Genomic DNA, 26,395 nt, shown 5'->3' with positions numbered 1-26,395 from the left:
GCCACCTCATTATTATTATTTATCAAAATTCACATCTATTTGATTAAATGGATAATATCTTAAATTCACAGTACCAACGATATCATCTTCATGTACAAATCCAATTTCTCTTGAGTCTCTGCTATTGCTACGATTGTCACCTAATACTAGATATTCACCGTTAGGAATAACATCACTTTTAGATCCTTGAATTGTTCTTGTACTGAAGTCATCAGTTTTTATATCATCATTTAAATAACGCTCATTTACATGAGTACCATTAATATACAGTTTGTTGTTTTTCATTTCAACTGTGTCGCCTGGTAACCCGATAACTCTTTTAATATAATCAGCATTTTTATTCGCATGAAATACGATAACATCACCGTTATTAATTTGTCCAAAATTTTTAACAAGTTTATTAACAATTACTCTATCATTATCATGAAAAGTTGGTTTCATTGAGTCTCCGTCTACAACATAACCAATGAATAAAAATGTTCTTACAGCAAATAATAATACTAACGCAATAATAATTGCAATTATCCATTCGAATATTTTTTTCATTTTTGACTCCTATTTTTTAAGCGTTTATCAAAATATTTTTCTAAGCCTTTTCCAACTAGCCAGAGTACAAATATAATCACGACTACTATTATACTCTTTTTAGGACTTGCAAAAAAGGAATTTATATCGGCACCAATGAAACTTAACGTAAATATCATAATGGCTTTTGATAAAATTAACGCGATTAAATAGACTTGTTTACTAATATTTGAAAATGCACTAACCATATTAACTAAAGCACCTGGTGTAAATGGAAAGCATAACAAAATAAACAGTGGTCCAAAGCCGTGTTCATCAATCCACTGAATAAATCTTACAACTCTAGGCTGTTCAACAATCCTTTTCATAAAAGGCTTTTTAGAAATTAATCTAAAGATTAAAAAGACAATATAACTTCCCGAAACAGTACCAGCCCATGTAATGATAAAACCTAGCAATAATCCATAAGCATTTACATTAGCAATAACAAAGAGAATAATCGGTAAAAACGGTAAGAATGCCTCAATAAAAGGTAATAAAAATGCTATGAATATCCCGAACGATCTAAACGTTTCAATTAATTCAGTAATATTCTCTTCACTGAACCAATTCATTAAATCTTGTATTAACATGTAACGCAACTTCCTTCTTAAATTTAGATTAATTATACCGATAAATGTGTAAATAGAAAAGTAAATTGACATCATACAAAAGTCGTATCTTTAGGAATGAGAAGGAATTTATAGGTTGGTAGGAGCTAATGATTGCTCAGTAGGAGGAATTTAGTTTATGGAGATAATGAGATTGCTGGTATGGATAATCGCTGGTTATGGACCGATAATTATTTTTATCGGTCCATATTTCTCGTTTCTGGACCGGTAATTTTTTTATCGGTCCATATTTCTTATTTCTGGACCGGTAATTTATTTTTATCGGTCCATATTTAGTACTTTTTCTATTACCACTTCTAATAAAGTACTTATATAGGATTCTCTTTATGGAACTTCTGTAGACCCCCGTCCACATTTCTGCTTCTTTTACTGAAAATGGTGCGCCTTTTAATAAATATAATTCTTCTAATGATTGAATAATAATATTCGCTCTATTCAATTCTTTTTTACAATGATGACATTTTAAATATTTTCGTTTATTAAATAATTCATCTACTCGAATCAACTTTCGACAGTTTGTACATCGTACGCCTCTTTTTAAATTTTTATAGTCTATATTCAAATTTGGTATTTCATTTGTATTTAAAAATGGTTCATGTAGGCTTTTTAGTTTGTGATATATCCATTTATTTTCTTCATATTTAAAGTTTTGTAATACCATATCTTTTATTTTATGTATCTCACTTTTTAAAATAATGTTCATTCGAGATCGTAAATCACCATGTAATGTGAATGTTGGATGTATAAAAACAACATAGCTTTCTACTTTGCGTTTCAATTTATATTTCTCAACGATTCTTTTTAAGCCTTCTTGAGCAACTTCATATTGATTAATAAGATCTTTAGATACAAAACCTGTACTTCTAAATAGTTTGTGCTGATCAAAATAATAGTCACCTGTATAATTTTTAATTTCAAATTGGATGATGGCATCGTCTGTTATGACTACAAAATCAAATTGAATATGGTTAAAATTTTTAATCTGCAAATCATATAGCCACCATTCTGCCCCATAACTTTCAAGTATTTGAGCGAATGCTTTTTCACCTTCGTACCCTTGTTTTGTGACTTGGTATTGTTCATCTATATTTTCAGGTAACACATCTATCCTATTTTGCAATGCATCAATATAAGCTAAAAATAAATTTTTACGTATTTTCATAAAATACCACTCATTTCTTCAAAAATTTCAAATCCAAAATAAAAAAAGTCCTCCAAATTAAATTTGGGGACTTTTTTCTAAGATACGCTTCATATTATAGTCTATCTTCTAATTCTTTTTTCAAGTCTTCGAATCCTGGTTTACCAAGTAATGCGAACATATTTTGTTTGTATGCTTCAACACCTGGTTGGTTAAATGGATTCACGCCTAACATATAACCACTCATAGCACATGCTAATTCGAAGAAGTATACAACATAACCGAATGTATATGCATCTAATTGAGGAACTTTAACAACTAAGTTTGGTACGCCACCATCTGTATGTGCTAATAATGTTCCTTGGAATGCTTTTGTATTAACGAAGTCAACTGTTTCACCTGCTAAGAAGTTTAAACCGTCTAAATCGTCTTTATCTTCTTCAATTGTAATATCATGTTTAGGATTTTCAACTTTTACAACTGTTTCAAATAAGAAGCGACGTCCTTCTTGTACATATTGACCAAGTGAATGTAAGTCAGAAGTAAAGTTTGCACTTGATGGATAAATACCTTTGAAGTCTTTACCTTCAGATTCACCGAATAACTGTTTCCACCATTCACTGAAGTATTGTAAAGCTGGTTCGTAGTTGATTAACATTTCTGTTGAATATCCTTTTGCATATAAGATGTTACGAATTGCTGCATATTGATATGCAATATTGTCATCAAGTTCTGAAGATGATAAATCTTCACGTGCAGCTGCAGCACCTTTCATCATATCTTGAATATCAATACCACTTGCTGCGATTGGTAATAATCCAACTGCTGTTAATACTGAATATCTACCACCGACATCATCTGGTACGACAAATGTTTCATATCCTTCACCAGTTGCTAAATCTTTTAAAGCACCTTTTTCTTTATCAGTTGTAGCAAAGATACGGTTTTTAGCTTCTTCTTTACCGTATTTTTCTTCTAAAATTTTCTTGAAGATTCTAAATGCTACTGCAGGTTCAGTCGTTGTACCTGATTTAGAAATAACGTTAATAGAGAAATCTTTACCATCTATATACTGAATTAAATCATGTACATAAGATGAAGATAAATGATGTCCTACAAATATAATTTGAGGATTTTCACTTTTTTCATAATTAGCAAATGTAGAATTTAACATTTCAACTGCTGCACGAGCACCTAAATATGAACCACCAATACCAATTACAAGTAATACTTCAGATTGTTCTTTAATACGTTTAGAAGCAGCTAGAATTCTATCGAACTCTTCTTTGTCATAATCTACAGGAAGGTCAACCCATCCTAAAAAGTCGCTACCTGCTCCAGTCTTTTCATGTATAACATGATGTATATTTTTTACTAGATCACGTGATTGTTCTAACTCATGTTCACCAAAAAATGTTAAAGCTTTTTTATAATCAAATTGAATATGTGACATAATATCCTCCTATGTAATCTATATTTAATTTCAACAACGTCTTTATTTTACTCTAGTTTTCATAGGCTTTCAATCGAAATGCAACGATATACTTTTAAGTGCATAAATATTTAAAATAACTATTGAACATTCATTCTTAATATGATATTGTATGTTTATCGATTAAATATACAAGATATTAAATATTAATACAAAAGCGAGGTTTTTTTTAATGACTAATAAAGTTGTATTGGCATACTCAGGTGGATTAGATACGAGCGTTGCAGTAAAATGGCTAATTGAAAAAGGATATACAGTAATTGCATGTTGCCTAGATGTTGGTGAAGGTAAAGATTTAGAACTAGTAAAACAAAAAGCATATGATATGGGTGCAGAAAAATCATATGTAATAGACGCAACAAAAGAATTCAGTGAAGATTTTGTTGGATATGCAATTAAAGGGAATACAATGTATGAAGGAAGTTATCCACTTGTTTCTGCATTAAGTAGACCACTTATCTCTAAGAAATTAGTTGAAATCGCGCAAGAAGAAGATGCGATTGCAATAGCACATGGCTGTACTGGTAAAGGAAATGACCAAGTACGTTTTGAAGTAGCTATTAAAGCTTTAGCACCTCATATTGAAGTATTAGCGCCAGTACGTGAATGGTCTTGGAGTCGTGAGGAAGAAATTGATTATGCTAAAAAACATAACATTCCAATTCCTATCAATTTAGATTCTCCATATTCAATTGACCAAAATTTATGGGGTCGTAGTAATGAGTGTGGTATTCTTGAAGATCCATTTGCGACACCACCAGAAGATGCATATGATTTAACGAAACCAATTGAAGAAACACCTGACACACCAGAAGAACTTGAAATTGTATTTGAAAAAGGTTTACCTATTTCAATCAATAATAAATCATATCCGTTAGATGAATTAATTTTACAACTTAATGAAATTGCTGGTTTACACGGTATCGGTAGAATCGATCACGTAGAAAACCGTTTAGTTGGTATTAAATCACGTGAAGTATATGAAACACCAGGTGCAAAGGTTATAATGGAAGCACATAAAGCATTAGAAACGATTACTTTAACTAAAGACGTTGCACACTTTAAACCGGTAATCGAAAAACAATTAGCTGAACAAATCTATAATGGATTATGGTTCTCTCCATTAACAGATAGCTTAAAACAATTTATCGATTCTACACAAACTCAAGTAACAGGTACAGTACGTGTTAAACTATTTAAAGGAAATGTAATCGTTAATGGACGTAAATCTCCATTTAGTTTATACAATGAATCACTTGCTACGTATACTAAAGAAGACGCATTTAACCAAGAAGCTGCTGTAGGATTCATTGAAATCTTTGGTTTACCTACTAAAGTTAAAGCATTATTAGAAACAGAGGGTGTTTTAAAATGACAAAAAAAGCATGGGGTGGAAGATTCGAGTCTAACCCTGAATCATGGGTAGATGCATTTAATGCATCTATCCATTTTGATAAAAATTTAATTGATCAAGATATTCAAGGTAGTATTGCACATGCAACAATGTTAGCCGAGCAAAATATCATCAAGACAGAAGAAGCAAATCAAATTATTCAAGGTTTAAAAGATATCCAAGCCGATTATTATAATGGTAATCTTGAGCTTTCTGAATCACTAGAAGATATTCATTTAAATATTGAACATGCTTTAATTCAGAAGATTGGTCAAGTTGGCGGTAAATTGCACACTGGTAGAAGTAGAAATGACCAAGTTGCAACGGATATGCACCTTTATACAAAACAACATGTTCAAGAGATTCTTACACTTATAGAATCACTTCAAAAATCAATTCTTGTTATTGCTGATGAACATGTGCATACTATCATGCCTGGTTACACGCACCTACAAAGAGCGCAACCTATATCTTTCGCACATCATATCATGACTTATTTCTGGATGTTAGAGCGTGATAAATCGAGATTTAATGATAGTTTAAAAAGAATCGACATCAGTCCACTAGGTGCTGCAGCTTTAAGCGGTACAACACACCCTATTGATAGACATCGTACACAAGAACTTTTAAACTTTAGCAGTTTATATGAAAATAGTCTTGATGCAGTTAGTGACCGTGATTATATCGTTGAAACATTACATAATATTTCATTAACGATGGTTCACCTTTCAAGATTTGCTGAAGAAATTATTTTCTGGTCTACTGATGAAGCTAAATTCGTTACGTTATCAGATAGTTTTTCTACTGGATCATCGATTATGCCTCAGAAGAAAAATCCTGATATGGCTGAATTGATTAGAGGAAAAGTAGGAAGAACAACAGGTCATTTAATGAGTATGCTCGTTACTTTAAAAGGCTTGCCACTCGCATATAATAAAGATATGCAAGAAGATAAAGAAGGTCTGTTTGATGCCATTCATACGATTAAAGGCTCATTGCGTATTTTCGAAGGTATGATTTCTACTATGCAAGTGAATAAAGAGCGTTTAAATGAAACAGTGCATAAAGATTTTTCTAATGCTACTGAGCTAGCTGATTATTTAGTAGAACAAAATATACCTTTCAGAGAAGCACATGAGATCGTAGGTAAAATCGTCTTATGGTGCATTCAAAATGGCAAATATTTATTAGATGTGCCATTAGAACAATATCAATCTTATAACGAACGTATACAAGAAAATGTATATGATTACTTGAAACCTGAAAACTGTTTAAACCGTAGAAAAAGTTATGGTTCAACAGGTCAAGAGTCCGTACAACATCAAATTAATGTCGCTAAAGAACTCATATAATCAAAAAACACACCATTCAAAATGGTGTGTTTTTTATTGGTTAAGGCTTATGCCCAACCTCTATATCTAGCCGCTTCAGCTGTACGTTTAATACCTACAATATAAGCTGCTAATCTCATATCTATTTTTCTGTTTTCTGATAAGTTGTAAATTGTATCAAAAGCTTTAACTAATTTTTCACGTAGTTTTTCGTTAACTTCTTCTTCAGTCCAGTAATAACCTTGGTTATTTTGTACCCACTCGAAGTATGATACTGTTACGCCACCAGCACTTGCTAGTACGTCTGGTACAAGAAGAACGCCACGCTCACTTAATATTTTAGTTGCTGCCATTGTAGTTGGACCATTAGCTGCTTCTACTACAATTTCAGCTTTAATATCATTAGCATTTTCTTCTGTAATTTGATTTGAAATCGCTGCTGGAACAAGGATATCACAATCAATTTCAAATAATTCTTTATTAGAAATTGTGTCATCAAATAGATTTGTAACTGTTCCGAAGCTATCACGACGATCTAATAAATAATCGATATCTAAACCTTCAGGATCATGAAGTGCACCGTAAGCATCTGAAATACCTACAATTTTAGCGCCTTGATCATATAAGAATTTCGCTAAAAAGCTTCCTGCGTTACCAAATCCTTGAATAACGACTCTTGAACCTTCGATTGTTTTTCCACGTCTCTTAGCTGCTTCTTCAATTGCAATAACAACACCTAATGCAGTAGAACGATCTCTACCTTGAGAACCACCTAAAACAATAGGTTTACCAGTAATAAATCCTGGAGAATTGAATTCATCCATTTGACTATATTCATCCATCATCCAAGCCATAATTTGTGAGTTTGTAAATACGTCTGGTGCTGGAATGTCTTTTGTAGGACCTACTATTTGAGAAATAGCACGAACATATCCACGAGATAATCTTTCTACTTCATGAATACTCATTTGTCTTGGGTCACAGACAATACCACCTTTACCACCACCATATGGTAAATCTACAATTCCACATTTTAACGTCATCCACATAGATAATGCTGTTACTTCTTCGACATCAACATCTGGATGGAAACGAACCCCACCTTTAGTTGGTCCAACTGCATCATTATGTTGTGCACGATAACCAGTAAATGTCTTAACAGAACCGTCATCCATTCTAACAGGTATACGCACTGTTAATAATCTCATTGGTTCTTTAATTAAATCGTACATTCCCTCGTCAAAACCTAATTTATTAAGGGCTTCACCAATAATTTCTTGTGTCGATGAAACTAAATTTAAATTTTCGCTCATGATCCTCTTCGCCTCTTTTTTAAATACTTTTAATCTCTAAATAATTGTAACATAATTGATTATTTTTAAAAGGTCTTAAACGTTTTTTTGTAAACGTTATCAGATTTTTTATTTAAAAACAGACTTAACTTGATCAAGTGCCCAATCTAAATCTTCTTTTTCGATAATAAGTGGTGGTGCAAAACGAATAACTGTATCGTGTGTTTCTTTACATAACAGACCTAATTCTTTTAATTTTTCACAATATGGTCTTGCATCTTCAGTTAATTCGATACCGATGAATAAACCTTTACCTCTTACTTCTTTGATTGATGGATGATCAATTTTTTGTAATTCTTCTTTGAAATAAGTTCCTAATTCTAAAGAACGTTCAGATAATTTTTCATCAATTAGTACATCTAATGCTGCAACAGATACTGCACATGCTAGAGGGTTCCCACCAAAAGTAGAACCATGTGAACCTGGGTTAAATACTTCTAGTATTTCTTTATTACCAACGATACATGAAATTGGGAATACGCCTCCGCCTAATGCTTTACCTAAGATATACATATCTGGTTGAACATTATCCCAATCTGTTGCGAATATTTTACCTGTTCTACCAAGACCAGCTTGAATTTCATCTGCAATGAATAATACATTGTTTTCATCACAAACTTCTCTAATTTGTTTTAAATAACCGTCTTCAGGTACATTAATACCCGCTTCACCTTGGATAGGTTCAATTAATACGGCTGCTGTATTTGGTGTAATAGCAGATTTAATTTGTTCGATATCACCGAAATCAACAAGTTTGAATCCACCTAATAATGGACCATAACCTCTTTGGTATTCTTTTTCTGAAGAAAGTGAAACTGCAGCCATTGTACGACCATGGAAGTTACCATTCATCGCAATGATTTCTGCTTTGTTATCTTCTACACCTTTCACATCATATGCCCAACGTCTTGCAGCTTTAATCGCTGTTTCAACAGCTTCTGCACCTGTGTTCATTGGTAATACCATTTCTTTATTTGCAAGTTTACAAATTTTTTCATACCAAGGACCTAATTGGTCACTGTGGAATGCACGTGAAGTAAGTGTTACACGATCTGCTTGATCTTTTAATGCTTGGATAATTTTCGGATGACGATGACCTTGGTTAACTGCAGAATAAGCAGATAACATATCTAAATAGCGATTGCCCTCTGGATCTTTAACCCAAATACCTTCCGCTTCTGAAATTACAATTGGTAATGGCAAATAGTTCGGCGCACCAAATGTATTTGTTTGTTCAATGATTTCTTGTGACTTTGTCATATTAAATCTCCTCCCATTAAAACAGTAGAGCATGTATACGCCCTACTGTATTTTTATTATTTCAACAATATTATAACATTTCTGAAGTAGTACGTCCTTGTAAGTGAAGTACTAAGTAGTCTGGTCCACCTGCTTTAGAATCTGTACCTGACATTTTAAAGCCACCAAATGGTTGGTAACCTACAATTGCACCTGTACATCCTCTATTGAAGTATAAGTTACCTACCATAAAGTCTCTACGTGCTTGTTCTAATTTAGCGCGGTTATTTGTAATAACGCCACCTGTTAAACCGTATTCTGTATCATTTGCAAATTCAATTGCTTGATCAAAATCTTTTGCTTTGCTGAAACCAACAACTGGTCCGAAGATTTCTTCTTGCATTACTCTGTCGTCATGTTTTAAATCAGCAATAACAGTTGGGTTAACGAAATGTCCTTTTTCTTCGTCAGTTGTACCACCTGCTACAATACGGCCTTCTTTTTTACCGATTTCGATATATTTTTTAATTTTGTTTAATGAGTTTTCGTCAATTACTGGACCCATATAATTAGCTTGGTCAGTTGAATCACCGACAGTTAGTTTTTCTGTACGTTCAACTACTTTGTCTAATAATTCATCATAAATATCTTCAACTGCAATGACACGTGAACATGCTGAACATTTTTGACCTGAGAATCCAAATGCTGATTGTACAATTGAATCAGCTGCTAAATCTAAGTCGCCTTCTGAATCAACAATAATTGTATCTTTACCACCCATTTCAGCAATAACGCGTTTAAGGTGTGTTTGGCCTTTTTGAACTTTTGCAGCTCTTTCGTAAATAGAAACACCTACATCACGAGAACCAGTGAATGAAATAAGACTTGTATCTTTATGATCAATTAAATAATCACCGATTTCACTTGATGAACCTGGAATGTAGTTTACCACCCCTTTTGGTAAACCTGCTTCTTCTAAAACTTCCATAAATTTATAAGCGATAACTGGTGTTTTAGATGATGGTTTTAATAACACAGTGTTTCCTGTTACGACTGGTGCTACAGTTGTACCAGCCATGATTGCAAATGCGAAGTTCCATGGTGAAATAACAACACTTACACCAACTGGTAAATAATTATATTTATTATATTCTCCTGGACGACTTTCTACTTTTTTACCGTCTTTTAATTCAAGCATTTGACGTGCATAGTATTCCATAAAGTCGATTGCTTCAGCAGTATCTGCATCTGCTTCTTTCCATGGTTTACCACCTTCTTTAGAAAGTAAAGCTGAGAATTCGTGTTTACGACGTCTCGTAATTGCTGCTGCTCTGAATAAAACGTCAGCACGGACACTTGGATCAGTATCTCTCCATGTTTTAAAGGCTTCTTTAGCAGCTTCCATTGCTTTTTCAGCATGTTCTTTGCTTGCTTTAGAAACTAATCCTACTGTTTCTTCAATATTTGAAGGGTTATATGAACGTGTTTTATCTTCTGTAAAAATACGTTCGCCTCCAACAATAATTGGATACTCTTTTCCTAAATATCCTTCAACTGTTTTAAGACCTTCTAAGTAAGCAGCCTTATTCTCCTCTTTCGTAAAATCAGTAAATGGTTCGTGTTTGTATGGAATCATTAAAGTAAACCTCCCTATGTTTATACGGGGTATTAAGAAACCCCTTACATTCCTATAATGACACACTTTTATAGATTACTTCAAGCTATTTTTTTCTGAATTTTTACAATAAAAATAAGTTGTAAATTTACTTCAAATAAATATTCAAAAAGCCGTTTAAATGTTCATCAAATGAAGTGATTTTTCGCATAAAAAAAGCCGGATTATCATGTAAGATATCCGGCTTATAAAGACGATAGATCATTTATTCGTCTTCAAAATGTTTATTTGATTGTTTAATCCACTTAGGCAACCTTTCTTCTAAAGGTTGAAACCCGTATTTTTCTGTCTCTCTAATTTCATCTAGAACTGAGCGCTTTTCTTTCTTACGTTCTTGTCTTTTGAAATATTCATTATCTTTAAGTGATAAATTCAACTTGCCATCCGCTTCAACTTTAATTATTTTAGCTTTTACTATCTGGCCAACATTAAGAAATTGATTAAGGTTGTACACGTAATCATTCATCACTTCAGAAATATGAATGAGACCTTCCACATGATCAGGGGTTTCAACAAAGGCGCCATATGGCTGAATGCCAGTCACTTTTACCTTTACAAACTGACCAACTTTATATTGTTTTCTCACTTTTAGAAAACCCCTTGTACTTGAAGTTATTAACTATTTCATCATAGCATAGTTATTTTTATTAAACCATTAATTTGATATATAATTCTGAAAATATTATGCATAAATATAAATCATCTATAAATTCATGAATTTATAATTAGATTAAAAATAAGTATTCTATGGAGAAAATAGATTAAAGATTCTTTGTTTGTTGTAGGATTTGTATTGGGATTTTGTGAGATATGTTGGGCGCTAACGATCTTGTTTTTGTTTCTTGAGCGTTAGAATTTCTAACGATCTTGTTTTTGAGTCTTAATCGTTAGCGCCTGGTTTTATCTCAGTTTTTTGATTTTTTTCTGCGCTAACGATCTTGTTTTTGTTTCTTGAGCGTTAGCGCTCCCCTCAACACATCATGAAATATAAAAAAGAGACTTCGACATACATATGTCTCAGTCTCTTCCTATATATAGTATTCGTTTGGAATGCTTTATTTACTTCTTATTGTTCTTTTTCTCCTCTTGCTCTAAATGATCCATTACTTGTTTTTCAAATGATTTCATTTTTTCTTCGTCTTTTTTAGATTTTTTACGGAACATCATAAATACGATATACGCCAAAATCATAAATAATATCAACGTAGCAACAGCAGGAATATATTCTAATTTATTATCTGGAAAATAAAGAAATTCCATCATAAGCCGACCACTCCCTTAGCAACTAAATTATACCAAAGATTGAGTCGAATGCATTGATTTTTTTATGACAATTGAATGTCGATTTATTTTATAATTTCAATTGTTTCAATTACTACGTCTTCAACTGGTTTATCGTTAGCGCCAACTTTAACATTTGCGATTTCTTCAAGTACTGATTCACCTTCAACGATTTGACCAAATACTGAGTGTTTTTGGTCTAACCAAGGTGTACCACCTTTTTCTGCATAGCGATCAACGATTTCTTCTGGCCAACCACCATCTTTAAGTTGAGATAACATATTTGCTGGTACTTCTTTCATTTGTACAATGAAAAATTGAGAACCGTTTGTGTTAGGTCCAGCATTAGCCATAGATAACGCACCGTATAAGTTAAATGCTTGTAATGAGAATTCATCTTCAAAAGCACTTCCATAAATACTTTCTCCACCCATACCTGTACCAGTTGGGTCTCCACCTTGAACCATGAAGTCGTTGATAACTCTATGGAAAATGATGCCATCATAATATTTTTTCTCAGCTAAACCGATGAAGTTTTCAACAGTTTTAGGTGCTAATTCAGGAAATAGTTTGAATGTCATGTTTCCTTTAGTTGTTTTAATTTCTACAACTCTTTCACCTTCTAATATTTCAGTTGTTAATTGAGGATAGTTTGTCATTTAATATTCTCCATTCATGTTAAAATAATTACAATAGTGATATCATAACATAATTTTTTAGAAAGGGGATATCAACATGTATTATCAATTTCCACACAAAACAGGTCAATATGTCGTAGAAGTAGTTGAAGAAAAAGGAGATCAGTTTCTTGTTAAAGTATTAGCTGTTCTCAAACATCCTAGACAAGGAGATCTACATAGTCCAAATGAAGTTGAAAATGTCTTTTTCCACGAAAGAAAAGCTTTAAGTCAATTCGAAAAAAGATATACAACTGCACAGTTTTTAAAAGAATATCCGCACGATGTTCCAAATTATATCGATTCATTAAAATCTTCATTAGCTGAACTTGAAGAAAAAATGATTAAAAGAAATAATGCTTATAGTGAACAAGCATTGAAGTGTATTGAACAATTAAAAATAGATTATTCACGTCAATACAAGGCGAATTTTTAGCAAAACTAAAAAAAATTTTAATAAATTTATAACGTGTTTCTTCATATTTAAAAATAGCCTAAAAATTCTGAAAGATTGACTTGATAGTATTTTCAAGCAATAACTTTATTGTGTATAATAATATTTATAAGATTTTTGGAAGGAGGTTATTAAATGAGTTTGATGCATATTATGATTTTGTTACCTTTAATTTTTGCAATCATAATACCAATTTTATACAGATTTTATAAAGGTATACATCTAGGATGGTTTGTACTACCTATTCCGATTATTATATTTAGTTATTTTATGTCATACATAAATGTTCCAGATTCGGAAAAGCCATTCATTGTAATATGGGATTTCATGCCTAGATTAGGTATGAACTTCTCCGTTCATTTAGACGGACTAAGTTTATTATTCGCATCATTAATTACAGGGATTGGTGCGCTTGTTGTTTTATATTCCATTACATATTTAAGTAAAAATGAATCACTCGGTAATTTTTATTGTTATTTACTTATGTTTATGGGAGCTATGTTAGGTGTTGTATTATCAGATAATCTATTAATGCTTTACCTATTCTGGGAATTAACATCTATTTCAAGTTTCTTACTTATCGCTTATTGGCGCCATAAACAATCGTCAATATATGGCGCACAAAAGTCATTATTAATTACAGTGTTCGGTGGCTTAATGTTACTAGGTGGATTTATTTGTATCGCAATTGCAGGTAATTCATGGAGCATTACTTCTTTAGTACAAAATGCCGCTGAAATTCAAAGTTCACCTTACTTTATTTTTGCAATGATTTTAATTTTAATTGGTGCTATGACTAAATCTGCACAATTTCCATTTCACATTTGGTTACCAGATGCAATGGAAGCACCTACACCAGTCAGTGCATATTTGCACTCAGCAACAATGGTTAAAGCAGGTATATATTTAGTTGCTCGTACAACGCCAATTTTTGCAGCAAGTGCTGGATTTGTTTGGGCGGTAACTGCTGTCGGATTAATCACATTGTTCTGGGCATCATTTAACGCTGTTAAACAACAAGATTTAAAAGGTATTTTAGCATTCTCAACAGTTTCACAGCTCGGTATGATTATGTCCATGCTTGGAATCGGTGCTGTCAGTTATCATTATTCTGGTGAAGAAAGTCAGTTATTCTTGGCTAGTATTATTGCTGCAGTATTCCATTTAATTAACCACGCAACATTTAAAGGTGCGTTATTCATGATTACGGGAACAATCGATCATGAAGTTGGTACAAGAGACATTAAGAAATTAGGCGGTTTAATGACCATCATGCCAATTTCTTGTACGTTCACAATTATTACTGCATTAAGTATGGCGGGCGTTCCACCATTTAATGGTTTCTTATCTAAAGAAATGTTCTTAACAGCAATGTTTGATAGTCATCAAGCTGATGTATTTGGTTTATCAACACTTGGGTACTTACTACCTATCGTTGCGATTGTTGGTAGTATCTTTACGTTTGTATATTCATTTAAATATGTACATGAAATATTCTTTGGAGACTACAAACCTGAAGCATTACCTAAGAAACCACACGAAGCGCCATTACTAATGTTATTGCCGACAGGTATTTTGACATTCTTAGTTGTGTTATTTGGTTTATTCCCAAATATATTAAGCAACAGTATTATTGCACCAGCAGTAAGAGCAATTGCACCATTCGCCGATGCGCCTGATGTTCATATATCTCATTGGCACGGTATAACGCCTGCTTTAATAGGTACGTTAATCGTATTTATTATTGGTTTTATATTATTTAAATCAGTAGAAAAATGGTTCAATATTTACAGTATTCAACCTGAATATTTAACGTTTAATTATTATTACGACAGAGGTATTCAATTAAGTTCTTATATTTCAAACAAAATCACGCAAAGCTATATGACTGGATTTATCAGATCATACTTAATGTATATTTTCGCATTCTTTATCATTATGACTGCACTTACGTTATTTACACATCCTGTAAGTGTTGCATTCGATAATATAAGCGAAATCAGACCATATGAAGTGATTTTAATGGGCTTAATTTTAGTTAGTACATTCTGTATCGTATTAGCTAAATCAAGACTATTTAGCATCATTATGTTAGCTGCAGTTGGTTATTCAGTTGCTTTATTCTTTGTATTCTTCGGTGCACCAGACTTAGCACTGACACAATTATCAATTGAAACAATTTCAACTGCCCTATTCTTACTATGTTTCTACCATTTACCTAAAATGAGTAGACATGATGAAAATAGAAACTTTAAAATTGGTAACTTAATTATTTCGATTTGTGTCGGTATTGGTGTTATCACAATCGGATTAATTTCATATGGAAATAGACATTTTGATTCTATTTCTCAATATTATATAGATAATGTATATGATCTAGCCGCTGGGAAAAACATGGTAAATGTTATTCTTGTAGACTTCCGTGGATTTGATACATTATTCGAGTCGGCTGTTTTAGGTATTGCTGGCTTAGGTATTTACACATTAGTTAAATTAAGAGACAAAGGTAAAGATGGAGGTGAAGAACATGAAGAAACAATCGAATGATGTATTCTTTCAGTTTAATGCCATTATCATTTTCCTAATTATTATGATGTATGCTGTTTCTATTTTCTTTGGTGGACACTATACACCAGGTGGCGGTTTCGTAGGTGGATTATTACTTTCATCTGCAGTCATTATTATCGGTATAGCATTTGATACGAAAACATTAAAGAAAATGTTCCCATTTGACTTTAAATTAGTAACAGCAACTGGTTTGTTCTTCTGTGTTCTAACACCTATTTTAAGTTGGACATACAACAAAACATTTTTCACACATAAATTTGGAGAATTCCATCTTCCTATCTTTGGTGAAGTTCATTGGCATACAGCAATGCTATTTGATTTAGGTGTATTACTAGCTGTTGTGGGTACTGCCATTACTATCATATTAGCGATTGGAGAGAATGAATAATGGAAATATTAATGATTTTCGTTGCAGGTATTATTATATCCGTATCAGTGTACCTAGTTCTCTCTAAAAGTTTAATTAGGATAATTATTGGTACTACATTACTATCCCATGGCGTACATTTAATGTTACTGACAATGGGTGGATTGAAAAAAGGTGCCTTACCAATTGAAGAAGAAGGTATTAAGAACTATGTTGACCCATTACCACAAGCATTGATCTTAACTGCCATCGTAATTGCTTTCGCTGTTACAGCATTCTTCTTAGTATTAGCTTTTAGAAGTTATAAAGAATTAGGAACTGATAATTTAGAAGAGATGAAGGAGGTACCGAAAGATGAGTAATTTAATTATTGTACCTCTTGTCATTACATTTTTAACAGCCGTTACGTTAATTTTTGTCGGTCATAGACCTTATGTTAAACGTAAAGTAGTATTAACAGGCTTCTCGTTAGCATTTTTAGTGAGTTTATACAACCTCTACCACATATATATGAATGGAACACAAACTTTAAATTTAGGTAGCTGGCCAGTTCCATACAGCATTGTGATATACGTGGATATGTTAAGTGCATTACTCGTAACTGTAAGTTTATTGATTACGCTTATCGTACTCATATACTCTCACCAATCAATTGGACTCCATCGTGAAAGATATTTTTATTACTTTGGTGTTTCAATGATGGTGACAGGTGTTAACGGCGCATTTATGACTGGTGACTTATTTAACTTATTTGTATTTTTCGAAGTATTTTTAATGTCATCATATTTATTACTTGTTATTGGTGGTACTAAAATCCAACTACAAGAAAGTATTAAATATATACTCGTTAATGTATTAACATCTGCATTCTTTGTATTAGGTGTCGGTATGCTTTACTCAATTACTGGTACATTAAATATGGGAGATCTACATGTTAAATTCGCTGAACTTTCAGGAACAGATTTAAATATCGTTGTGATTACATTTATTATGTTTCTATTTGTATTTGCGACTAAAGCAGGTATGTTTCCACTGTATTTCTGGTTACCTGGCGCTTATTATGCACCACCAATTCCAATTATCGCGCTATTCGGTGCATTATTAACTAAAGTCGGTGCATATGCAATTATGCGTACATTTAGCTTATTCTATTCAACAAATAGTGAATTTATTACGCAAACATTAATTGTTCTAGCAATTTTAACAATCATCATGGGTTGTATCGGTGCTATCGCTTATTACGATGTTAAAAAGATTATCATCTATAACATTATGATTGCGATTGGCGTTATCCTAATCGGTGCTGCTATGATGGATAAAAATGGCATGATGGGAAGTATATACTACTTGTTACATGACATGATTATCAAAGCTGCTTTATTCTTATTAATTGGTGTCATCATTAAAATAACTGGTACACCTGATTTAAGAAGGTTCAGTGGATTAATCAATCACTATCCAGTTCTTGGTTGGATATACTTTATAGCTGCCCTTTCGTTAGCTGGTATACCTCCATTAAGTGGTTTCTATGGTAAATATATCATCGTAATGTCTACATTTGAAAATGGTTATTACATAAGTGGTATTATCGTTCTTTTATCAAGTTTATGTGTACTCTATTCTGTAATGCGCATTTTCTTAATGGCATTTTGGGGCGAAGAAAAAGGCTATATTTATAACCCTAAACTACCAATTAATAAATTAATGATTGCATCAGTTGCCATTACAATTGTAGCCATTCTGTTTGGTCTTGGTGCAGATTACTTATATCCATTAGTGGAAAAAGCTGCATTACCATTCTATAACCCAGAGACTTATGTTAATGCGTTAGGAGGCGATTATTAATGGCGATACAAGTACTTATAAATGTTCTTTTAGCTGCATTATGGATGATGCTTTCTGATACGTATACATTTGGTGCATTTGTATTTGGTTATCTATTTGGTATATTGTTCGTCTTAGTAGCCTTACCGCTTCTTCCAGGCAAACATTTATACTTACGTCCTGTTTGGAAATCACTTATTTTAGCAGTGATATTCATGAAAGAATTAATTTTAGCGAATATAGATGTTATTCGAATAGTCATACAAAAAGAAATCCATAATAAGCCTGCATTTTTCGCTTATCCTACAGATTTAGATAAAGATTGGGAAATCAGTTTATTATCACAATTAATCACTTTAACACCAGGTACAATCGTCGTAGCTATATCAGATGACAAAAAAACACTCTATATTCATTCAATTGACTTTTCAGATATAGATTCTGAAGTGAGTGCGATTAAAGATTCATTTGAAAAAGCTATCAAGGAGGTGAGCATACGATGACAAATATATTCGTTATTATCGCGATTATCATCGTTGCACTCTCTATGATAGGTATGCTGATTCGTGTTATTATTGGCCCTACTCTTGCTGATAGAGTCATTGCGCTCGATGCATTGGGTATTACATTAATGGCCATCATAGCTTTATTCTCAGTATTAACTAATACTAGATACTTATTCGTTATACTTTTATTAATAGGTATATTAGCATTCTTAGGTACTGCAGCATTTGCGAAATTTATGGATAAAGGAGAGATCATTGAAAATGATAGAAACGATTCTTATTAGTATCTCAATTTTTATGATGGTCATTGGAGCTTGCTTTAGCTTTTTCGCAGCGTTAGGTATTCTAAGATTACCAGATGTCTTTTCTCGCGCACACGCCTCAGGAAAAGCTTCTACGTTAGGTGTTATGCTTATCTTGTTAGGTGTATTGATATACTTTATCGCAAAAGAAGGACATTTCAATGTTCAACTTCTACTAGGTATTATCTTTATATTCATAACAGGACCTTTAGCAGGCCACTTAGTTTCAAGAAGTGCTTACTATATGGGCGTTAGACCTAGTGAAAGAACAATACGTGATGATTTAAAAGATGCAAAATAAAAAATAAGAGCATGGGACTTTTAGTCCCATGCTCTTATTTTGTTTATCTTTTCTTTTTGATAGCAATTGTTGCGCGTATAACGGATATGAGTTCGTCTTGTTCGTTCGTAACTTTGACGTCCCATACTTGAGTTGTACTTCCTATATGAAGGGCTTGACCTATTGCACGTACTGTACCTGATCGAGTTGACTTTATATGGTTTGCGTTGATTTCTAATCCTAATGGTATTTCACCTTCACTTGAAGCGTAATGTGCTCCTATAGATGCTGCTGTTTCAGCTAATGCTATTGTTGCACCGCCATGTAAGAATCCAAATGGTTGTTTAACTTTATCCGTTACTGGCATCGTCATTTCGATATAACCATGTCTTGATTCGATTGTTTCTATTCCAAAGTTCTCTATTAAATCCATATGATTAATCCTCCTTAATCATACTATAATACCATTGCTGCAATAAATCCAAAAATAATTAGCGGGATATTATATATTAAGAAGTTCGGTATACATGTATCTCTAATATGATCGTGTTCACCATCAACATTTAAACCAGCTGTTGGTCCTAAAGTTGAATCACTTGCAGGGCTTCCTGAATCACCTAACGCACCTGCTGTTCCGATAACAGCTATTAATGCCATTGTGCTAAGTCCAATTTCTTGTCCAAAAGGAATAAATAAACTAGCAATAATCGGGATTGTCGCAAATGATGATCCTATACCTAGCGTAACAATGAGACCAATAACGTACATCATAATAATACTGAATGCTTTATTATCTCCTGTAATTGATGCTAATCCTTTAACAAGTGAACTCACTTCGTTTGTAGCGCTCATTACACCTGCAAATCCATTTGCTGTTAAAATTACAACACCAATGTATGCCATGATTTGAATACCTTCAACTAATTTAGCATCTAAATCTCTCCAGTTATATAACCCTGAGAAGAAGAATATTAAGATCCCTGCTAATGCACCAAAAATCATAGATTCCGTTAATGTTTGAACAACGAATGTTCCTAAAATCGCTAAGCCAGTCACAATTAAAGGATATGGCTTTAATGTTTTCATTTCTTCGTCTTCTTCTACTTTAATTGTTTTATATGTTCTAGGTTTCCAGTACATAATAATCGCAACGATTAATCCGAATACATAACCCATTGAAGGAATTAACATCGCTTTCCAAATACTATTGAATTCTATATCTACGTTTGCTTTTCCAAATGCATCAAAGATAATAGATTGGAATATGTGACCATAACCGTAAGGGAATAAAATGTATGGGAAACATAGTCCGAATCCAATAACTGTAGCAATTAATCTTCTATCCATTTGTAGTTCATTAAATAAGCTTAATAATGGTGGTATAAGAATAGGTATAAATGCGATATGGACAGGTATAATATTTTGACTGAGTACTGATATGACAAGTAATACAGCTACTAATAATATTTTTATTTTTACTCTACTTTTCTGTGAATTTTCTTTTTTCATTGATGTAATGATTTTTCCTACAATGTAGTCAGTTATACCACTATATGAAATCAGTGCTGCAAATCCTCCTAATAATGCATAAGATAGTGCAACTTCTGAACCATCAACGATTGTTTTACCAAATGTGGAAATGACTTTATCAACAGACATTCCACTTAATAAACCACCTGTTAATGCACCTATGAATATACTTAGTACAACATTTAAACGCATTAAACAAAGTATAATCATCACAATAACAGCTACTAATACTGCATTTATTTCCAAAAAGACCCTCTCCATTCTTTAGTTCTCTACCACGATAAAGTGAAATAATGAACTTATCATATCAGTTGAGAAATAGCATGTCAACATTTCAAGAATTAGTCCGAATATTCTGAATCAAATTTCGTCATAATTAAAGCGGGATCTAAACCTAGCTTTCTACATAGATTTTTTATCCCGCTTTATATGTGATTGATTTTATTTATTTTTTAAGAAATGTAGTACTGTTGGTATCATAGCACCTGTCGCACCCTTTGGTCCTTTGAATGAATCCTTTTCTGTTTCCCCTGAACCTGCAATATCAAAGTGTAAGTGAGGTATTTCATCACTAAAATGCGTTACAAATGCTGCTGCAAATAATGCTTTACCGTTTTTATTTAAAATACAGTTAGTTAAATCTGCAACTTCTGAAGATTTAATATCTTGTTTCTCTTCATCTGTTATCGGTAATTCAAAACTTACTTCATTTGAATATTTTGCAGCTTGTTTCACATCATCAATGTATTGATCAGCATCGCTTGAGAATATCCCCGTTTTCCCTAAACCTAATGCTGCAACAACAGCTCCTGTTAATGTCGCAAAGTTCATAATAAGCTCTGGTTTATATTGTTTAACGAATGAAACAGCATCACCTAATACTAATCTTCCTTCAGCATCCGTATTTGTTATTTCAACTGTTTCTCCACTTAATGCTGTATATACATCATCTGGTTTCATTGCATTATTTGAAATCATATTTTCAGCTAATGGTAATACGGCCACTACATGAATTGGTAATTGTAATTGATTAATAGCATGCATCATACCTACTACGTTACTTGCACCACTCATGTCATATTTCATCGTTGGCATACCTGTTTTAGATTTAATTTGGTAACCACCTGAATCATATGTCACACCTTTACCTACAAGTGCAATTGGATCTTGAGTTGAACCTTTATATTCAAGCACGACTAAACGTGGTGGGTTTATAGATCCTTTACCAACTGCATCTAATAAACCAATACCTTCTTCTCTAATTTCATCTTCATTTTTAATCGTGACTTTTACTTGTGAATCTTTAAAGTGCTGTTCAATTTGGTTTGCGAAATAATCTGGCGTTAAAATATTCGGAGGTGTTTGTGAATAAGTTCTCGCTAAATTAATACTCTCTCCTAAAATTTCACCTTGATTAATAAATGTCGTAACATCTTCATTTGTCGTTGTAACATAATTAATGACTGTATCAACATTTGCTGATTTGTTTGATTTATACGTATCAAATACAAATGTAGCTTGTGTGAATAACCAGCCAAAACGATAAGCACGTTCTTGATGAGATACATTTTGTGATACAAACGTATCATCTAACAAATGTACTTCTTCAATTCTATTACTTTGTAAATATCTGCTTAAGTTTCCGTACACAACTTGATAGTCATTTTCTTTAATTTCTTTTAAGTTACTTAGCCCTACAGCAATTAATTTAACGACTTGTCCATTTACGATAATCGCTGTACTAGTGATTTTACCAAGTTCGCTACTAATAATTTGTTGTTTTTTTAAATTTTCAAGTTGTCCGCCTAAAATTTGATCAATTTCATCAAAATTGTGCATTTGATTTAAATGACTTGGACAACCGATTACAATCGGATGTTCATTATTAGAATATGTTTTTTTGATTTTTATATTCATCATTATTATCCCCTTTTGTTAAAACATTGAATAACCGCTTCTTCGTAAATTCCTTATAACAAATCCTGCGACAATCGCGCCAATCCATCCTGAACCAAGCATTAATATATCCGCAGTATGTATATGTGTTAAACCTGTAATAAGTTTTGAAAATGCAGTTGCTGGATCTGTAAAGTACATAGCTGTGGAAATTTTATCTACAATTGCAAAAATAACAAATGGATAAAGTACGACCATTAACCAAGTACCTTTTAATAGCATATTTAATATAAAAGCGATTCCAAAAAACAGAACAAAAAATAATGCCATTGATATGATAACTTGCGGTAAAGATATCATAGCTAACCTCCTTTAAAAAAAGAGACCCGCCTAATAGCAGGTCTCTACACTTAATAATGAATCAATTAGAATTTACCTTTTTTATAGGCTAATCCGATACCACCAATTTTGAAAATTGCACGAGTATCGATAACTTTTTTCATGAATGCTGCTTTTTTACCAGTAATTTCACGACCCATAACAACACCAACACCATCATGGCTACCTAATGAACATACAGTACCTTTGTCATCGTATACGAATGGTTCTGTTTTCTCACCATTGAAGATGTTTTTGATGTTTTTAGCAAGGTGTTCACCTTGTTGCATAGCGATTTGTGCTGTTGTTGGAAGTGGACGTTTGTTGTCTCCTTCACCAGCCATAACAGCTGAACAGTCACCAATTACGAAGATATCATCATAGTTGTCGATTGATAAATCATCTTTAACTACGATACGACCACGTTTAACGCCGTCAAATGATTCTTCCATTAATTTGCTACCTCTAACACCTGCAGCCCAAATAGCTGTGTTAGCTTCTAAAGTTTGTTCTTCGTCGTTAACTTTAACTACGAAACCTTTTTCATTACAAGCAACAATTGGAGTAGAAATTTTGAATTCAACGCCACGATCTTCTAAATATTTAACAACGTAGTTCACTAAGTTTTCAGAGAACATAGGTAACATTTTTGGAGCAGCTTCAACACAAGTAATTTTAACTTTAGATTGATCTACACCGTATTTTTTACATAATTCAGGAATGCGTTCTGTTAATTCACCTAATAATTCAACACCAGTGAATCCAGCGCCACCTACTAAGATTGCTAAGTCATTTTCATCTTTTTCTTTAGATGCAGCATAATTAGCAAATTTATCTTCGATGTGTTTAGCAATACGACGAGAAGTGTTAATGTTTTCGATTTGTAAAGCATGTTCTTTCATACCTTCAATACCGAATGTTTCACTTTCAAATCCTAATGCAACAACAAGAATATCATATTCGAATACACCGTTAGATGTTTCAACTGTTTTAGCATCTTTGTTGATTTTTGTTACTTCTGCTTTAACGAAGTTTACTTTATTTCTGTCGATTACATTTGTAATTGGGTATAAAGCATCCTCATAGTTTAAAGTACCAGCAGAAGCTTCGTGTAACCATGTAGCTTCGTAGTGATAATCGTTTTTGTTGATTAATGTAACATCAACGTCTTGGTTTGAAACTAATTTTTGCAATTTAGTTACTGTTTGTAAGCCAGCGTAACCTGCCCCTAATACTAGAACTTTTTTACGTTCAAATCCCATTATTTTCACCTATACTTTCTAAATTTTGTTTGACACTTATAGGAAAGTTGTGTCACTTTGTGTTTTTCCTCACAAATAAAGATAATACTATTTACATACAAGTTTTATTGTATATTTTTATAAAGATAAATTCAAGTGTGACATATCAATTCCTTAGCATTGTTCTGGTGTACCAGAAACATCTCTTGTCTTAAATGAGCTTCCGCAACCACAAGCTGCAATCGCATTAGGGTTGTCAATCGCAAATCCGCCACCCATTAAAGATGTCTTAAAGTCAATTGTTGTACCATTTAAAATTGGTGCATCATTCTTATCTACTAACACTTTCACACCATAAAATTCTAGAACTTCATCATTCTCTGCTGGTTCTTCTTCTGCTGACATCCCGTAAGAAAGTCCCGTACAACCGCCACCTTTAACAGATACTTTCAAATAACCATTTGGCATATCGTTATTTTTCATCATATCTTTAACTTCATAAGCTGCTGCTTCAGTTAATATAACAGTTGACATATTTATTCCTCCTAAAAAATCCAATTTTCTTCTATATGACTATATATATTTTCAAGTAATTCTTCTGGTGTTTCTCCCTTGACCATATCTCCATTGACTAATGCATATAACCCTCTTGCACATGGTCCACAATTTTGTAGACAACCGTATTCCAATACATCTACTTCTGGATCATTGTCGAGCTTGTTAAACACTACATCAGCACCTTTGGCCAAGTTTGAAATACAAAATTCGACAATTGGGTTCAATGTGTTCACCTACTCACTTTTTATTCATTAAACTATTTTAACATTCATTGTAGTTTATGCCAAAAACGATTATACTAAAAGTATACTTATATATTATAAAATATATACATACAAATTTGTAGAAATTTGATTTATGGACAAAGGAGAATAACGATGAAAAGCTTAGTATTATTAGGGGGCGGATACGGTAATATGCGCTTAATGAAAGAAATACTTCCTAGCACATTACCTTCCGATTATTCAATTACGCTGATTGATCGTATGCCATTTCACGGTTTAAAAACAGAATTCTACGCATTAGCAGCAGGCACAAAACCAGATAAAGATATTCGAGTTCAATTTCCAAAAGATAAAAAAATTAATACAGTATATGGGGAAATTACTGATATTGATTTAGACAATCAAATTGTTTCAGTTGGAGATACACGAGTTGATTATGATGAACTTGTAATAGGTTTAGGTTGTGAAGACAAATATCACAACGTACCTGGCGCAAAAGAATATACTTATAGTATTCAAACTGTACAAAACGCACGCAAAACATACCAAGCAATATGTGACTTACCAAGCGATGCAACTGTTGGTATCGTTGGTGCAGGGTTAAGCGGTATAGAACTTGCAAGTGAATTACGTGAAAGTAGACAAGATATAAAAATCAAACTTTTCGATAGAGGTGCACGAATCTTACCTGCATTCCCAGAAAAGTTAAGTAAATACGTAAAAAAATGGTTTGATAAACATAATGTAGAAGTTGTACCAAACTCAAATATCACTAAAGTTGAACCAGGACAACTTTATAACAATGAAGATATTCATAACGTTGATTTAGTCGTATGGACTGCCGGTATACAACCAGTTGAAATCGTTAGAAATCTTCCAGTTGATACTAATGACGGTAGAAGGGTTATCGTAAATCAATATCATCAAATTCCAACATATCCAAATGTATATATTGTAGGCGATTGCGCAGCATTACCACATGCACCAAGCGCATATTTAGCAGAAATACAAGCTGATCAAATCGCTGAAGTCATGAAATTACAATGGGCAAACAAACCACTACCTGAAAAAATGCCAGAATTGAAACCACAAGGATTTGTAGGTTCACTTGGTGAAAAACAAGGATTCGCTTATTTAATGGAACAAACCGTAACAGGTCGTTTAGCAAGAGTCATTAAATCAGGTGTCTTATGGTTATATAAATATCATAACGGATAAGAAAAAAGTAGCAGATTACTCTGCTACTTTTTTTCTGTTGTATGTGGGTGTGGATGGAAGTGAAGATGTGAGTTTGTTGTGGTTGTTAAGAAACGGTATGATTTTAGTATTTTCTTGGCTTAATTCGGACATTAAGCCACGACTTCAGCTATCTCTTGGCTTTACTCAGGCATTAAGCCAAGACTGTACTGAACCCAAAAATCTAAACCTTAATTAGTATATTATTTCAAAGGTTTGTCTCCTGTAATTTTTGGGAGATAAGCCTTTTAATT

Annotated in this window: 28 protein-coding genes; 11 read left to right on the top strand and 17 right to left on the bottom strand. The window is 32.8% G+C overall.

What is annotated here, in order from left to right:
* Nucleotides 1–15 precede the first annotated feature (15 nt).
* The 4 genes from lepB to LQ686_RS04785 form a co-directional block, all read right to left on the bottom strand.
* Entirely contained in the window at nucleotides 16–546 is a 531-nt protein-coding gene (gene lepB / locus LQ686_RS04800; protein ID WP_103361877.1) for a signal peptidase I, read from the bottom strand.
* On the bottom strand, nucleotides 543–1,157 hold the full coding sequence (locus LQ686_RS04795; RefSeq protein ID WP_025905258.1) for a TVP38/TMEM64 family protein: 615 nt from the start codon (nucleotides 1,155–1,157) through the stop codon (nucleotides 543–545). The genes lepB and LQ686_RS04795 overlap by 4 nt, the downstream gene beginning before the upstream one ends.
* A gap of 136 nt (nucleotides 1,158–1,293) precedes the next feature.
* Nucleotides 1,294–2,358, bottom strand: a complete 1,065-nt coding sequence (locus tag LQ686_RS04790; protein ID WP_119493849.1) for a nuclease-related domain-containing protein — start codon at nucleotides 2,356–2,358, stop codon at nucleotides 1,294–1,296.
* 94 nt (nucleotides 2,359–2,452) lie between these two features.
* Complete coding sequence (locus tag LQ686_RS04785; protein WP_107565319.1) at nucleotides 2,453–3,790, bottom strand: glucose-6-phosphate isomerase; 1,338 nt, start codon at nucleotides 3,788–3,790, stop codon at nucleotides 2,453–2,455.
* Between the two features lie 211 nt (nucleotides 3,791–4,001).
* Between LQ686_RS04785 and LQ686_RS04780 the strand changes: the two genes are divergently transcribed.
* Both LQ686_RS04780 and argH read left to right on the top strand, forming a co-directional pair.
* Complete coding sequence (locus tag LQ686_RS04780; protein WP_107565320.1) at nucleotides 4,002–5,204, top strand: argininosuccinate synthase; 1,203 nt, start codon at nucleotides 4,002–4,004, stop codon at nucleotides 5,202–5,204.
* On the top strand, nucleotides 5,201–6,574 hold the full coding sequence (argH, locus tag LQ686_RS04775; RefSeq protein WP_103361873.1) for an argininosuccinate lyase: 1,374 nt from the start codon (nucleotides 5,201–5,203) through the stop codon (nucleotides 6,572–6,574). Before LQ686_RS04780 ends, argH begins: the two co-directional genes overlap by 4 nt.
* A gap of 47 nt (nucleotides 6,575–6,621) precedes the next feature.
* Here argH and LQ686_RS04770 read toward each other — a convergent pair whose 3' ends face one another.
* The 6 genes from LQ686_RS04770 to LQ686_RS04745 all read right to left on the bottom strand — a co-directional run bounded on the left by LQ686_RS04770 (nucleotide 6,622) and on the right by LQ686_RS04745 (nucleotide 12,759).
* Nucleotides 6,622–7,866: a Glu/Leu/Phe/Val family dehydrogenase gene (locus tag LQ686_RS04770; protein ID WP_025904703.1), complete on the bottom strand. Its 1,245-nt coding sequence runs from the start codon at nucleotides 7,864–7,866 to the stop codon at nucleotides 6,622–6,624.
* Between the two features lie 108 nt (nucleotides 7,867–7,974).
* Nucleotides 7,975–9,165, bottom strand: coding sequence for an ornithine--oxo-acid transaminase (locus LQ686_RS04765; RefSeq protein ID WP_107565322.1), 1,191 nt, complete (start codon nucleotides 9,163–9,165; stop codon nucleotides 7,975–7,977).
* Between the two features lie 70 nt (nucleotides 9,166–9,235).
* Entirely contained in the window at nucleotides 9,236–10,780 is a 1,545-nt protein-coding gene (gene pruA / locus LQ686_RS04760) for an L-glutamate gamma-semialdehyde dehydrogenase (protein ID WP_025904701.1), read from the bottom strand.
* 244 nt (nucleotides 10,781–11,024) lie between these two features.
* A complete protein-coding gene (gene ygs, locus LQ686_RS04755; RefSeq protein WP_239733194.1) occupies nucleotides 11,025–11,405 on the bottom strand; it encodes a S1 domain-containing post-transcriptional regulator Ygs in 381 nt (126 codons plus the stop codon).
* A gap of 473 nt (nucleotides 11,406–11,878) precedes the next feature.
* The gene (locus tag LQ686_RS04750; RefSeq protein ID WP_025904699.1) at nucleotides 11,879–12,082 is read right to left on the bottom strand and encodes a hypothetical protein; all 204 of its coding nucleotides are present in this window, start codon (nucleotides 12,080–12,082) and stop codon (nucleotides 11,879–11,881) included.
* Nucleotides 12,083–12,165: 83 nt separating this feature from the next.
* Nucleotides 12,166–12,759, bottom strand: coding sequence for a peptidylprolyl isomerase (locus LQ686_RS04745; protein ID WP_025904698.1), 594 nt, complete (start codon nucleotides 12,757–12,759; stop codon nucleotides 12,166–12,168).
* Nucleotides 12,760–12,835: 76 nt separating this feature from the next.
* Between LQ686_RS04745 and kapB the strand changes: the two genes are divergently transcribed.
* The 8 genes from kapB to mnhG all read left to right on the top strand — a co-directional run bounded on the left by kapB (nucleotide 12,836) and on the right by mnhG (nucleotide 19,099).
* Nucleotides 12,836–13,213: a sporulation phosphorelay system protein KapB gene (gene kapB, locus LQ686_RS04740; RefSeq protein WP_107565324.1), complete on the top strand. Its 378-nt coding sequence runs from the start codon at nucleotides 12,836–12,838 to the stop codon at nucleotides 13,211–13,213.
* Between the two features lie 153 nt (nucleotides 13,214–13,366).
* On the top strand, nucleotides 13,367–15,778 hold the full coding sequence (locus tag LQ686_RS04735) for a Na+/H+ antiporter subunit A (RefSeq protein ID WP_025904696.1): 2,412 nt from the start codon (nucleotides 13,367–13,369) through the stop codon (nucleotides 15,776–15,778).
* The gene (locus LQ686_RS04730) at nucleotides 15,759–16,187 is read left to right on the top strand and encodes a Na(+)/H(+) antiporter subunit B (protein WP_025904695.1); all 429 of its coding nucleotides are present in this window, start codon (nucleotides 15,759–15,761) and stop codon (nucleotides 16,185–16,187) included. The genes LQ686_RS04735 and LQ686_RS04730 overlap by 20 nt, the downstream gene beginning before the upstream one ends.
* Nucleotides 16,187–16,528 (top strand): Na(+)/H(+) antiporter subunit C, encoded by a 342-nt coding sequence (locus tag LQ686_RS04725; protein WP_025904694.1) that lies wholly within the window; start codon nucleotides 16,187–16,189, stop codon nucleotides 16,526–16,528. The genes LQ686_RS04730 and LQ686_RS04725 overlap by 1 nt, the downstream gene beginning before the upstream one ends.
* Nucleotides 16,521–18,011: a Na+/H+ antiporter subunit D gene (locus LQ686_RS04720; RefSeq protein WP_107565326.1), complete on the top strand. Its 1,491-nt coding sequence runs from the start codon at nucleotides 16,521–16,523 to the stop codon at nucleotides 18,009–18,011. The genes LQ686_RS04725 and LQ686_RS04720 overlap by 8 nt, the downstream gene beginning before the upstream one ends.
* Nucleotides 18,011–18,493: a Na+/H+ antiporter subunit E gene (locus LQ686_RS04715; RefSeq protein ID WP_025904692.1), complete on the top strand. Its 483-nt coding sequence runs from the start codon at nucleotides 18,011–18,013 to the stop codon at nucleotides 18,491–18,493. The genes LQ686_RS04720 and LQ686_RS04715 overlap by 1 nt, the downstream gene beginning before the upstream one ends.
* Entirely contained in the window at nucleotides 18,490–18,780 is a 291-nt protein-coding gene (locus LQ686_RS04710) for a Na(+)/H(+) antiporter subunit F1 (protein WP_025904691.1), read from the top strand. The genes LQ686_RS04715 and LQ686_RS04710 overlap by 4 nt, the downstream gene beginning before the upstream one ends.
* Nucleotides 18,758–19,099 (top strand): monovalent cation/H(+) antiporter subunit G, encoded by a 342-nt coding sequence (gene mnhG, locus LQ686_RS04705; protein ID WP_025904690.1) that lies wholly within the window; start codon nucleotides 18,758–18,760, stop codon nucleotides 19,097–19,099. Before LQ686_RS04710 ends, mnhG begins: the two co-directional genes overlap by 23 nt.
* Nucleotides 19,100–19,142: 43 nt before the next feature.
* Here mnhG and LQ686_RS04700 read toward each other — a convergent pair whose 3' ends face one another.
* The 7 genes from LQ686_RS04700 to LQ686_RS04670 all read right to left on the bottom strand — a co-directional run bounded on the left by LQ686_RS04700 (nucleotide 19,143) and on the right by LQ686_RS04670 (nucleotide 24,905).
* Entirely contained in the window at nucleotides 19,143–19,511 is a 369-nt protein-coding gene (locus LQ686_RS04700) for a PaaI family thioesterase (protein ID WP_107565327.1), read from the bottom strand.
* A 23-nt stretch (nucleotides 19,512–19,534) separates the two neighbouring features.
* A complete protein-coding gene (locus tag LQ686_RS04695; protein ID WP_037559912.1) occupies nucleotides 19,535–20,869 on the bottom strand; it encodes a Na+/H+ antiporter family protein in 1,335 nt (444 codons plus the stop codon).
* Between the two features lie 180 nt (nucleotides 20,870–21,049).
* On the bottom strand, nucleotides 21,050–22,525 hold the full coding sequence (locus LQ686_RS04690) for a M17 family metallopeptidase (protein WP_107565329.1): 1,476 nt from the start codon (nucleotides 22,523–22,525) through the stop codon (nucleotides 21,050–21,052).
* A gap of 18 nt (nucleotides 22,526–22,543) precedes the next feature.
* Nucleotides 22,544–22,864 carry a YuiB family protein gene (locus LQ686_RS04685; protein ID WP_025904686.1) on the bottom strand — a complete coding sequence of 107 codons (321 nt, stop codon included), beginning with the start codon at nucleotides 22,862–22,864 and terminating at the stop codon, nucleotides 22,544–22,546.
* A gap of 65 nt (nucleotides 22,865–22,929) precedes the next feature.
* Nucleotides 22,930–24,144, bottom strand: coding sequence for an NAD(P)/FAD-dependent oxidoreductase (locus LQ686_RS04680; protein ID WP_037588845.1), 1,215 nt, complete (start codon nucleotides 24,142–24,144; stop codon nucleotides 22,930–22,932).
* 153 nt (nucleotides 24,145–24,297) lie between these two features.
* Nucleotides 24,298–24,657, bottom strand: a complete 360-nt coding sequence (locus tag LQ686_RS04675) for a HesB/IscA family protein (protein WP_025904684.1) — start codon at nucleotides 24,655–24,657, stop codon at nucleotides 24,298–24,300.
* Nucleotides 24,658–24,668: 11 nt separating this feature from the next.
* Nucleotides 24,669–24,905, bottom strand: a complete 237-nt coding sequence (locus LQ686_RS04670; protein ID WP_025904683.1) for a YuzB family protein — start codon at nucleotides 24,903–24,905, stop codon at nucleotides 24,669–24,671.
* 153 nt (nucleotides 24,906–25,058) lie between these two features.
* On the opposite strand from LQ686_RS04670, the gene LQ686_RS04665 reads away from it, so the two are divergent.
* Nucleotides 25,059–26,123 (top strand): NAD(P)/FAD-dependent oxidoreductase, encoded by a 1,065-nt coding sequence (locus LQ686_RS04665; protein WP_037588844.1) that lies wholly within the window; start codon nucleotides 25,059–25,061, stop codon nucleotides 26,121–26,123.
* Nucleotides 26,124–26,395: the final 272 nt, after the last annotated feature.

This window comes from Mammaliicoccus sp. J-M41 (assembly GCF_022385935.1).
GTDB lineage: Bacteria > Bacillota > Bacilli > Staphylococcales > Staphylococcaceae > Mammaliicoccus > Mammaliicoccus sciuri_A.
This window is presented reverse-complemented; position numbering and strand designations above follow the sequence as displayed.

Bases quoted from the DNA above. Each gene is read 5' to 3' on its own strand.
- LQ686_RS04780 (WP_107565320.1), top strand. From the start codon at position 4,002: ATGACTAATAAAGTTGTATTGGCATACTCAGGTGGATTAGATACGAGC.
- LQ686_RS04795 (WP_025905258.1), bottom strand. From the start codon at position 1,157: ATGTTAATACAAGATTTAATGAATTGGTTCAGTGAAGAGAATATTACT.
- LQ686_RS04680 (WP_037588845.1), bottom strand. From the start codon at position 24,144: ATGGGATTTGAACGTAAAAAAGTTCTAGTATTAGGGGCAGGTTACGCT.
- LQ686_RS04700 (WP_107565327.1), bottom strand. From the start codon at position 19,511: ATGGATTTAATAGAGAACTTTGGAATAGAAACAATCGAATCAAGACAT.
- LQ686_RS04770 (WP_025904703.1), bottom strand. From the start codon at position 7,866: ATGAGCGAAAATTTAAATTTAGTTTCATCGACACAAGAAATTATTGGT.
- argH (WP_103361873.1), top strand. From the start codon at position 5,201: ATGACAAAAAAAGCATGGGGTGGAAGATTCGAGTCTAACCCTGAATCA.
- LQ686_RS04750 (WP_025904699.1), bottom strand. From the start codon at position 12,082: ATGATGGAATTTCTTTATTTTCCAGATAATAAATTAGAATATATTCCT.
- LQ686_RS04665 (WP_037588844.1), top strand. From the start codon at position 25,059: ATGAAAAGCTTAGTATTATTAGGGGGCGGATACGGTAATATGCGCTTA.
- LQ686_RS04790 (WP_119493849.1), bottom strand. From the start codon at position 2,358: ATGAAAATACGTAAAAATTTATTTTTAGCTTATATTGATGCATTGCAA.
- LQ686_RS04685 (WP_025904686.1), bottom strand. From the start codon at position 22,864: ATGATATCTTTACCGCAAGTTATCATATCAATGGCATTATTTTTTGTT.
- LQ686_RS04715 (WP_025904692.1), top strand. From the start codon at position 18,011: ATGGCGATACAAGTACTTATAAATGTTCTTTTAGCTGCATTATGGATG.
- LQ686_RS04695 (WP_037559912.1), bottom strand. From the start codon at position 20,869: ATGGAGAGGGTCTTTTTGGAAATAAATGCAGTATTAGTAGCTGTTATT.
- LQ686_RS04675 (WP_025904684.1), bottom strand. From the start codon at position 24,657: ATGTCAACTGTTATATTAACTGAAGCAGCAGCTTATGAAGTTAAAGAT.
- LQ686_RS04725 (WP_025904694.1), top strand. From the start codon at position 16,187: ATGGAAATATTAATGATTTTCGTTGCAGGTATTATTATATCCGTATCA.
- LQ686_RS04720 (WP_107565326.1), top strand. From the start codon at position 16,521: ATGAGTAATTTAATTATTGTACCTCTTGTCATTACATTTTTAACAGCC.
- kapB (WP_107565324.1), top strand. From the start codon at position 12,836: ATGTATTATCAATTTCCACACAAAACAGGTCAATATGTCGTAGAAGTA.
- LQ686_RS04765 (WP_107565322.1), bottom strand. From the start codon at position 9,165: ATGACAAAGTCACAAGAAATCATTGAACAAACAAATACATTTGGTGCG.
- lepB (WP_103361877.1), bottom strand. From the start codon at position 546: ATGAAAAAAATATTCGAATGGATAATTGCAATTATTATTGCGTTAGTA.
- LQ686_RS04745 (WP_025904698.1), bottom strand. From the start codon at position 12,759: ATGACAAACTATCCTCAATTAACAACTGAAATATTAGAAGGTGAAAGA.
- LQ686_RS04735 (WP_025904696.1), top strand. From the start codon at position 13,367: ATGAGTTTGATGCATATTATGATTTTGTTACCTTTAATTTTTGCAATC.
- mnhG (WP_025904690.1), top strand. From the start codon at position 18,758: ATGATAGAAACGATTCTTATTAGTATCTCAATTTTTATGATGGTCATT.
- LQ686_RS04785 (WP_107565319.1), bottom strand. From the start codon at position 3,790: ATGTCACATATTCAATTTGATTATAAAAAAGCTTTAACATTTTTTGGT.
- LQ686_RS04730 (WP_025904695.1), top strand. From the start codon at position 15,759: ATGAAGAAACAATCGAATGATGTATTCTTTCAGTTTAATGCCATTATC.
- LQ686_RS04690 (WP_107565329.1), bottom strand. From the start codon at position 22,525: ATGAATATAAAAATCAAAAAAACATATTCTAATAATGAACATCCGATT.
- pruA (WP_025904701.1), bottom strand. From the start codon at position 10,780: ATGATTCCATACAAACACGAACCATTTACTGATTTTACGAAAGAGGAG.
- LQ686_RS04710 (WP_025904691.1), top strand. From the start codon at position 18,490: ATGACAAATATATTCGTTATTATCGCGATTATCATCGTTGCACTCTCT.